The sequence below is a fragment of the Calditrichota bacterium genome (assembly GCA_014359355.1).
Classification (GTDB): Bacteria; Zhuqueibacterota; Zhuqueibacteria; order JANLFK01; family Oleimicrobiaceae; genus Oleimicrobium.
In genome coordinates, this window is sequence record JACIZP010000160.1 from 1 (window position 1) to 9,914 (window position 9,914).

8 protein-coding genes are annotated in these 9,914 nt (G+C 61.4%); all 8 read right to left on the minus strand.

The genetic code is table 11. The features are described from left to right. Positions 1-165: 165 nt before the first annotated feature. A complete protein-coding gene (locus tag H5U38_06560; GenBank protein ID MBC7186680.1) occupies positions 166-1,353 on the minus strand; it encodes a BamA/TamA family outer membrane protein in 1,188 nt (395 codons plus the stop codon). A 134-nt stretch (positions 1,354-1,487) separates the two neighbouring features. Next, entirely contained in the window at positions 1,488-1,916 is a 429-nt protein-coding gene (locus tag H5U38_06565) for an ATP-binding protein (protein ID MBC7186681.1), read from the minus strand. Between the two features lie 20 nt (positions 1,917-1,936). Further along, the gene (locus H5U38_06570; protein MBC7186682.1) at positions 1,937-3,814 is read right to left on the minus strand and encodes a hypothetical protein; all 1,878 of its coding nucleotides are present in this window, start codon (positions 3,812-3,814) and stop codon (positions 1,937-1,939) included. After that, positions 3,814-4,614: a DUF502 domain-containing protein gene (locus tag H5U38_06575; protein ID MBC7186683.1), complete on the minus strand. Its 801-nt coding sequence runs from the start codon at positions 4,612-4,614 to the stop codon at positions 3,814-3,816. The genes H5U38_06570 and H5U38_06575 overlap by 1 nt, the downstream gene beginning before the upstream one ends. A gap of 9 nt (positions 4,615-4,623) precedes the next feature. Beyond that, positions 4,624-4,947 carry a septum formation initiator family protein gene (locus tag H5U38_06580; protein MBC7186684.1) on the minus strand — a complete coding sequence of 108 codons (324 nt, stop codon included), beginning with the start codon at positions 4,945-4,947 and terminating at the stop codon, positions 4,624-4,626. A 60-nt stretch (positions 4,948-5,007) separates the two neighbouring features. Next, positions 5,008-6,294: a phosphopyruvate hydratase gene (gene eno, locus H5U38_06585; GenBank protein ID MBC7186685.1), complete on the minus strand. Its 1,287-nt coding sequence runs from the start codon at positions 6,292-6,294 to the stop codon at positions 5,008-5,010. 43 nt (positions 6,295-6,337) lie between these two features. Next, positions 6,338-7,837: a DUF92 domain-containing protein gene (locus tag H5U38_06590; protein MBC7186686.1), complete on the minus strand. Its 1,500-nt coding sequence runs from the start codon at positions 7,835-7,837 to the stop codon at positions 6,338-6,340. A 786-nt stretch (positions 7,838-8,623) separates the two neighbouring features. Continuing rightward, complete coding sequence (locus H5U38_06595) at positions 8,624-9,844, minus strand: GWxTD domain-containing protein (GenBank protein ID MBC7186687.1); 1,221 nt, start codon at positions 9,842-9,844, stop codon at positions 8,624-8,626. Between the last annotated feature and the right edge of the window lie 70 nt (positions 9,845-9,914).

Below are 9,914 nucleotides of genomic sequence, written 5' to 3' on the forward strand. Positions count from 1 at the left end.
CCGCAAGATGACAAAGTCGCGCGTGTGTTCGTTCCCGGACACGACGATCTGAAGAATGCGCAGGCTATCGGCGGGCGATTGCTGGCTGCGGCACGGCACGGCCGACAGGCTCGGCAGCACTGCAAGCACAAGCAACAGACCTCTGTTCCCCGGGCTGCCCATCTTTCACAAAGCACTGAGCAAGCGCATGGTGACTCGCCATGAGCCGTCTCCACCTCGCACTTGGCGGGCAAAATCCACGCGCACCACGCCATCGGCAATGAGGAGGGAAAGCCCGGCGTCGGCCAGGACCCTGTAGCCATCAAGGTCGCTGAAAAGACTCTCCTTCACCCGCTCTGTGCCCCAGGCCGAGCCTGCATCGAAGAAGAGGCCCAAAGAAAGCTGCTCGCGGCCGTGCGCCCGACGGCCAGTGAGCATGCGGAACAGATCGCCGCCAAAGTAGTACGCGGCGTTGAAGAGCGCAAGGTTCTGCCCCGCCTGACACCGCTCAGGAAATCCCCGCAACGTTCCGACGCCGCCGAGGCTCATGAGGTGCTGCGGAGCCAAGCTCCCGGAGCGCGCGCCTAGCATGGTACGCAGCACCAGCCGCTGACTGCCAAAGGTGGGGCGAAAATGCATGACGCTTAGAAACAGGCCGTCCGTGGCAAAGTCCTGCCAGGTCCTTTCGTAGATAACCTGCACCAACGTCCCTTCGAAGGGGAGCAAGGGGCTGTCCCGCCAATCCAACTCCACTATGAACTTCACACTTTGCTCCTGCCCCTCGCTGACATGCGGGTTGGGACGGAAGCGCTTCTTGCCGCCGAACAGGGCACCGGCAAGCCTTTCTTCCTCGCCCATGTCCTGGTAGTCGTAAGTGGAGTACACCACTCGGGCATTATGGCGCCCGCCGATGCGCTCGTTCACAAAGACTTGCCAACCCTTCCGGCCGAAGTAGTCCATGAAGTCTTCTTTCAATAGCAATGCGGCCAGCGAGTTCTCGACCCACCGCAGGCGCCAGCCATCGTTGGAAGCAGTCTCATCGAACAGAGCGCCACCGATCGTCAGTCGCTCCCCTCTGCAAAACCCTTGCTGCACGCCCACGGAATAGCGCCAGGTCTTATTGGTGAATCCGTACCCGGCCGTCACTGGAAAGCTCAGCCCGAGACGGCGCATCGGCCGCAAAGTCAGGTGTGCGCCCAGAAAGAGCCCCTCCACCCGGTTGAACCGCGGCGCAGGGGTCAGCGACACCGGTTTATCCTCCCCGAAGATCTCGGGCGGGTGCAGAGGCGGGACCTCGAACTGCGCCAGCGCAGAGCCGAACTTCACAACCAAGAAGACGCCCAGCAGGCACACCCCCATCACTTGTACCAGCATCGACCTTGGCGCCGCGCTTCTCGTTTCATGGCACATTTGCTTGGTCCTCCTCATTTCCCTGGCTGCAACCGGGCATGCTCGCAGGGGCACGCTCAGCAACCTCTCTCGGCTTCGCGAAAGGCGGCTGCAACGTTTCACCTGCGGGCTTTCCGTTTCACCAGCACAACCTCGGTCCCTGTGGGCGAGAAACAGAACTGAACGTCATCCATGAGAGCGCGAAGGATGAAGATGCCGCGGCCACTGTCCTTGAGCACATTCTCTGGCCGCAGCGGATCTTGGAGCTTGGCAGGGTCAAAACCCTGCCCCTCATCGCTCACATGCACGACCACCCTCTCCCCGAAGAGCTCGAAACGCACCTGCACCTTCTTCTTCTTATCCAACTTGTTGCCATGGTGCATGGCGTTGTTCACCGCCTCTGTGACGGCAATGGACAGGCTATCGGCATCATCCTCGGCAAACCCCAGCTCGTGGGCAACCCGCTCGGCAAGACGCTCGACCTCCGCGATGTGTCCGGGATCGCTGGGGACAGCGATGGCATAGGTCTTGTGAGGACGCTCTTTCACAAATGCCCTTCCCTCACCCCTCAGAACAGCCAGGTAAGGCCGAGGTCGACGCTATTGAGCGTGTGCGGAACTTGCCCAGTGGTGTGGACCCTGCGCCTCGTTGCGCGGGCCTGGAGGCGCAGCCCGGAGGGCGCCGCATATTCCACCGACAGCACCGGTCCCCGGCTGAAATGCCGCTCGTATTCTTCCTCCAGCCACGCCTGCCGACTGGTTACCGCGTGGCGCCACCCTTGTCGGCGATAGTAGAGAAACCCGGGGGCCAGCTCCAAGGCGCGGGTGAGGTGATATTTCCATGCCAGGCGCACCCAGAGGCTGGTGCGGGACACAAGCGGCCGCTCTGCCCACTGCTCCCAGTACAGGCGCCCGTTCTCTTCCAGCAACAAACGTGACTCCGCATAGAGCCGTGAACGGCTGCTGAGCTGCCAGTTCAACGAGTCGTCTGCCACGAACTTGCGGAAAACAAAGCTCCTCGTCTCTTCGAACGTCTGCTCAAAGTCGTAGGCCACATAGTTGGCCAGCACTTCGAACGACTGATAGAAGGACAACTCTGGCGTGGGAGCAAAGAACCCGCGTGTGGTGAGGCGAAATACCCGGTTCCAATTGTTGTCGGCGCTGCGCTCGGCAAACAGGTAGACCATGTGGTAGAGGTTTACGCTGGCCATGAGCTGAAGTTTCAGCTGTGACGAGAAGAAGTGTTGCAGCAAGAAGGAACCGCTGATGCGCAGCTCATCGCGGTCGTCAAAGTTATTCGTATCTGGAGTATCGTAGCGGAGCAGACTCAGCGAGAAACGGCCCGCGAGTGAGTCAGCGGCCAAGCCCAGGCCAGCCTCGTTGACCAGCGTCAGACGTGACGAGCGATTTTCTGGCGTGACGAAGGCAGCGCGGGGCGAAAAGGGTGATGGCGCCTTGGTCACTGGCATGTCGTAACGTTGGTCCTGCGCCCAGTAGCCCACGAGGGTGCGCCAGGAGGCTGCTCCCCGCGCAAAGTCCAATCCCACCCAGTGTTCGAACTCCTGGTCGCGGCGGCGACGGCGGTCCCTCACCTTGCTCTCCTCGCGCAACGACACCTCCACCTCGCGATAGCTGGCCGCGTTCTGCAGACTTAGGTGGAGGTTGGGGGAAAGGCGATAAGTCAGGTGGTTGTAGATGCCAGCCGGACGCTCCTCATAGGTCTCGATGTCGCCTGCTGGCGAAAAGTAGTTGTCCCGTCGCCTGTTGCTCAGGGCGATGCGCAGCGAATCGGAAGTGCCCGGGGCGAACTCCCGGCAGACTGCGTAGCCCAGTGCCAGGTCCCGATTTGTTCGCACCGGAAACTGGTCGCCGCCAAGCTCGAGCTGGAGCGTGTTCACATATCCTCCGAGCAGCGCTCGGTCTATGTCGAGCCGCGTGCCGTAAGTGAGGCCCCAGTCGGCGCGATCGAAGCGCTGGTCCCATTTACTCCCCAGCGACGCTTCGGCCCACATCCGGTCCGTGATCCCGACGCGCACGTTGCCCCCGAGATAGTCAGTGCGAACGTCGTTGCGGAAACCCGACTGCCTGTCGACGAAGGCAGAAGATGTCGCCCGGAGGGAAAGCCGCAGACCCGGAGCGAGCTGGTAGGCAGCCAAGGCCTCTAAGTTCTGGTCGTCCTTCCACTTGTCCTCTCCCAGGCCTACGCGCAGCATGGAGGCCTGGAAGCGCTCGCGCATCCCCAGCAGCAGGCGCCCTCTGCCGTAGTGGTAACCGAGGTCGTACAACCACCCGTAGGCGTTCAAATCTTGGCGGAAGGAGACCGTACTGGGGGTACGCGCAAATCCTGTGGGGAAAAACAGCTGCTGTGCCTCCGCGCTCGTACACCCAAGCGCGGGGACGCATGCGGTGACGGCGCAGGCTATTGCCATGTGGAACCGACCGGGCATCAAGAGGTGAGCTTCTTGTGACGTCCCCTCGCGGGGCGGTCGCCTTTACTTGCCGCCGCCTGCGGAAATGACGGATTGCGCACGCGAAGGCTCGCGACAGTGCGCCCTGCTTTGCCGAAAGCGGCGCGGTCCGGCACGGAGATGGTACCACCTGAAATGACCAGCTTCAGGGCCTCTTCTACCGAGAGCCCCAGCTCAATCGTCTCTTCCTTGGGCACAAAGAGCAGAAAGCCGGAGGTCGGATTGGGCGTGGTCGGCAGGAATACGCTGTACACGTCCGGCTCCAAGGCCTCCTGGACTGGCCCCCTGGTGTCCTGCGTTACAAAAGCCACAGAGTACAAGCCCCTGCGAGGATACTCAACAAGCACAACTTTGCTGAAGACTTCCCTCTTGTCCGAAACAAAGGCTTGCACAATCTGCTGAAAAGTCTTGTAGACTCTGTTCAGCAGCGGCACGCGGGCGACAAAATCCTCACCCGCGGCAATAAGCTTGCGCCCCAGGATGTTGCGGGCCACCACCCCCGTCAGCAAGATGAGCAGCACCAAGGCGACGAACCCCAGTCCGGGGATCGGACGCCCACCGATGGTCAGACCCAGGCGCTGCGCCAGGAAGGTTCCCACTACCCCCTTGAACAGGCCATCGATGGCAAGAAAAAGCTTGTACAGCACAAAGACGCTGAGCACCAACGGCACGATGACCACCAGCCCGGTGAGAAAGTGGGTCCGCAGGGCCTTGCGCCATGGCTGCCGCCTGCCGGCCACATCCTTCAACTTGGGTGTCGCGCTACCGTCGCTCACCACTTCCGCGCCTCAAAAGTCCTCGTCCTGCAACTTCATCATGAAAACGACTTCGTCAGGACGGCACAAGCCATAAACCTCGCGTGCCACCTTCTCCAGGTATGCCCGGTCGTGGCGGAGTCGGTCGATTTCTGCCTGGAGCTCCGCCTTGCGCGCCTCTAACTCCCGCTCCCTCTGCTCCAGTTGCCGCTTCTTCTGCGCCAGGCGGTACTGGTTGACAAAGCCCGCGCTCCCGCTGAGGTAGATCACCGCCAGGACGATCGGGATCAGCGGGTAGAGGAAGCGACGAACGTTTATGCGGCGTCGGGGTCGTACCCTGCGCCGGCGCCTATCCACCAGCAATTTTCTCCCCGCCACTCGCAAGGCACCAGGGGCCAGGGGGCCTGGCCCCTCAGATTACCGTCTCGACACTACCGCCAGTCCAGCAAACTGTGCCGCCTCGCCTAAACTCTCCTCGATGCGCAGCAGCTGGTTGTACTTGCACACCCGGTCCGTGCGACAGGGGCTTCCCGTCTTGATCTGGCCGGCATTGGTGGCAACCACCACATCGGCGATGGTGGTGTCCTCGGTCTCGCCGGAGCGGTGCGAGACCACCGCCCGATATCCCGCGCGCTTGGCCACTTCCACCGTCTCCAGCGTCTCGGTGAGGGTGCCGATTTGATTCAGCTTGATGAGGATGGCGTTGCAAATGCCCCGCTCGATGCCCATGCGCAGCCGCTCGATGTTCGTCACGAACAGGTCATCCCCCACCAACTGAATCTTCCCCCCGAGGCGGTCAGTCATGAGCTTCCACCCCTCCCAGTCATCCTCCGCCATGCCATCCTCGATGGAATAGATGGGGTAGTTCTTGACCAGTGCCTCGTAGTAAGCCACCATCTGCTCGGCGTTCAGGCTCCGCTTCTCTGAAGCCAAGACGTAGACCTTTTTCTCCTTGTCGTAGAAGGCGCTGGCCGCCGGGTCCAAGGCAAGAAACACCTGTTCGCCCGCCTTGTAGCCGGCCTTGTGGATGGCTTCCATGATCACCTGCAGTGCCTCTTCATTGGAGCTGAGGTTGGGGGCAAAGCCACCCTCGTCGCCGACACCGGTACTGAGCCCTTTGCTCTTGAGAACCGACTTCAGGCTGTGGTAGATCTCGGCGCCCATGCGATAGGCTTCCGCAAAACTGGGAGCTCCGGCCGGCACAATCATGAACTCCTGCAGGTCGACGTTGTTATCGGCGTGCGAGCCACCGTTAATCACGTTCATCATGGGCACCGGCAGAGTGCGCGCGTTGACGCCGCCAATGTACTGGTACAAGGGGAGCTCGTACGCCGCTGCAGCCGCCTTGCACACCGCCAGCGACACGCCAAGGATGGCATTGGCGCCCAGCTTGGACTTGTCCTTGGTGCCGTCAAGGTCAATGAGCATGCGGTCGATGATCGCCTGCTGGGTGGCGTCCTCGCCGATGATGTGTTCGGCAATGACGTCGTTCACATTGGCCACCGCCTTGGTGACGCCTTTTCCTTTGAACCGCGCAGGGTCGCCGTCGCGCAGTTCCACCGCCTCATGCTCGCCGGTGGAGGCACCTGAGGGAATGGCTGCCCTGCCCACAGCGCCACACTCTAAGGTCACGTCCACCTCGACGGTGGGGTTACCACGTGAATCGAGTATCTCTCGTGCGAAAACGTCAACGATAGTGGTCATCTCGTCCTCCATTGCTCCATGCCTCCACGCCTAAAGCTGTTCCCTACCAGAGAAAACTGCGGAACGCCCATGCCAAAAGCACTCCGCTCACCGCACACGCGACATTGACAACATCATTGTTCACCCAACGCAGACCCCGCAGGAACTCAGTCGCCTCGCCGCAATGCACCTTCTTCTCGGTGACCTTGCCACAGCTTCGACAGCGATACTGCGCCTGAACGGTAGCCCCAAGCAGGCTGTCCACGAAACTCGCACCCACGCCGATGACCGCCAAGACAGCGAGGGCCTTTGCCGTCCATGCCATGGTGTGTCCGGGAGCACCCACAAGAGCCGCCGAGCCAGCGACCACAACCGCTCCCAACGCGCCCCCCAGTGTGCCGAACAAAGTGATGCCGCCCGAGCTGCCAATGGGCAGAGGCCGCCATGTGAGGATCGAACGGGGGACCTGCTTGCCCAGAACTCCCAGCTCTGTACCCCAGGTGTCTGCAGTCACCGCCACCAGCGAGGCGACGTAGAGGACATACCACAACGGTTCAGGGAAATAGTTCCACACGAGGAGCAGAATGCCTGCCACGCCGCCATTGGCGAAAACCTGGCCAAAGTCTCTTGGTCCCACCTTCGCAAATGCGTTGGCAACCACCAGACGCTTCCGCTGCTCCCCCAGCCGCGACAGCAGACTGGACAGCACGAAGAACGTCAAAATGGGTACCGCAAATTGCCACCGTCCCACGCCGAACACCAGCGTGGCGAGCACGAAGGTGACCGCCGCTCCGCTGGGGTTCAGAAAGCGCGCCTTGACCGAGGCGACCGCGACGAAGAGCGCGAGGAGCACACCCACGCTGAACGCAACACGGTCTGCCCCCGCGTGGGTAAGCATGTAGTGCATCACAAAGGCGGCGCCCAGCGGCACACTCAAATTGTCCGAACCCAACGCCGAGACAGCCTCGCACATGGTGGCCACCGCTGCCACTACGGCCGCTATCCACAGCACTTCGGGGAGAGTCAATCGAAAGCCATCCATCGGCCCCAACCAAAGGCCTGTCGCGACTACCACCGCCCCTGTCACCAGGAACATCGTGGCCGATCCCTCAAGTGACTTCTTCTCCTGCCCAAGGCGGTACTCATGCGGCCGTGGAAGGTTTTCGCCTACAATAGCCGCAGCGGCATCGGCAAAGGCCATGATGAGCATGGAGGCGACAAAGACGCTCTTGTGATCATGCCAAAGCAAGACCAATAGGATCAAGAAGGCGAGGGGGTAAAAGACCGTGCCATAGGTGGCCCGTTGTGTGCCGTGCATCCCCTTGAGCAGGCCTTTGCGCACCGCCACGAGATTGACGACCACAAACAAGCCCCCGAGCAGTGCCATGGGAGCCATGCTGTGGAAGAGATACGGTGTGCCAGCCACCAGCGCACCGGTCAACACATGCACCGCTTTGCGCGTAACCTCAGCCGAACCATGCAACAGGCGGCGCACTACCTCAGCCAGAGCAATGAGCGCCACCAGGGCGACAAAGAAGACAGGCAGAAGGATCCAGTCTGACAATTGCTCTCCACACTTGCAGTCTCAACGCCATTTGCGCCTCAATTCTACTGAAATATTTCCTCAAAATCAACCCCTATTTGCGCCCACGCCTGCGGTCGAAAGCCCGGTGGCTGACAAGCCGGGGTGGGGCTTTTCCGCGATGAGGGAAGAGTCCACCCCAAGGCGCGCCTGCCGTTTCTGCCGACGCCTGCCCCGAGAACCTGCCCCCCCTTCTCGAGAGCAGCCGGCTGGCTCAGGCTTCGCACGCCCGCTCTTCTGGCGAGCGCAGGCGTACCCCTTTCACGCCCCTAAGAACAGCACCTAACCCTGCACCAGAGGGCGTGCGGGCCGATTTGAAGACTTGGAACCCGAAAGAAATGACGCATGCTCGTTTCACCCCCGTCGGTGTTCGGTCAGCGCCAAAGAAGCTGCGGATCGCCCACCTCGCCCCGCTCGCGGCCATGGCGGCCTGCGGAGAGGGCAAGTTATCCACACAGGCTAACTCGACGAAAACCAAGTGGAGGGCGCAGCTGGCGATATTTTGCACACCAAGACAGGGGAGCGACAAGGGCAGAGTTCACGGAGAGCGTTAGGGACTATTCATTGGTGCCCTTAACTCCTTAACAATCAAAGCGCAAAAAGAGCCGTACTCTGCAGCCTTTCTTGTGCAATTTCCGGAGAGGTTGAACTTCAGGCCCTTCGGCGGGGGGATGCGCGCCCGCCCGATGCCGAGCTCACCCGGGCGGCACTTTTGCACAAGTTATCCACATTCGCGCCCTACGGCCGAGGCCTACCCATAGGGCAATCTTACTCGGAGCGCACCAATTGATAGTCGCCGGTCCCGGTGCGGTCGGCAAATACGAATCGCCGGTTGAGATGCCGGTAGTACCAGATCTCGTAGGCAGGGCTATCCAGTTGGGTGGGCTCGCGCTCCACCTCCGTGGGTGGGTCATAGATGATGTAGATGCGACCGCGGTCGGTCTGCCAGCCGTCCCGCTCGCTCAGGAGCACAGTAAACTGCCGGTTGGCGAAATCCACACGCCGGAAGAACTCCTCGCGCAACTCGTTCCGCTCTGTGCCCGGCGTGGGGTCACGGCGCCGCCAAAAGTCTTCGAAGAGCATCTCTCGCTCGGCAGGAGTAGCAGCGAGCATCGCGTCGATATCCTTCTTGTGCGCCACGTACCGCAGCTGTTCGATGGCCAGGTCGATGTTGGTATCGCGGAAGCTCAGGGTCCCCCACTGCACGGCGAAACGCGACTTGACCGTGGCGCGCCCCCTCTTGCTTCGCGCCTGAATGGCCAGCTCATAGCGCCCTGGCTGCTGCACCATGCTGCGCAGGTCGATGGCCAAAGGCAGTGCTCCTCCCTTGCCCGCGAAAACCTGCCTCTCCTGTCCAACACTCTGCTGCCGACTATCGAACACTTCGTAGGTTACCTCGACGGAGTCGACTCCCTCCGGTGGGTAGACCTCGCAGTATGCCTTGAACTGGGACTTGGGCGAGCCAAAGGTACGGAGCAGGTTTGGCACCATCTGCCTCACCTGCCCGTTGACCAGCTGCAAAGTGTCGGCAAAGACAATATCGCTCATGTGCACCCTTGTCCGGCTGAACTCCCGCAGCTCCACGTCGCGCCGCCGCTCCATGGTCTTGCGCGTGTCCAAATCGGTGAGGCCAATGGCCACCTGGTACCTCTGGGGCTCCAGCTCGAATTGGATGCACTCGGTGGTGAGACTGGTCCAGGAATTCGTCTCGGCAAACGTACGGACCAGGAGCCTGCCGGTGCGGCTCCGCGAGGCGACGAGGTTCTTCTTGCGGTCGTAGACCAAGACGTGCACCTCATAGGCGGCGGAAAAGGAATCGGGGGCAAGCTTCACGAATTGGAGCACATCGTTGGCAAAGGAGACGTACACATCCAGCCGGCTCTTGGTCGAGTCGTCGCAAGCGAAATTGAACACGTCGTACGAAAAGAGCGCGCCGCCGAACAGCGGCTCACCGGCCGGCCGAAAATGCTCCTGAGGAGGCATCTCCATCTGGCTCCACGTCACCCGTGGTGGGAAGATGAGACTGCAGGCGCTCATCACACCTATGGCGATCCACGGC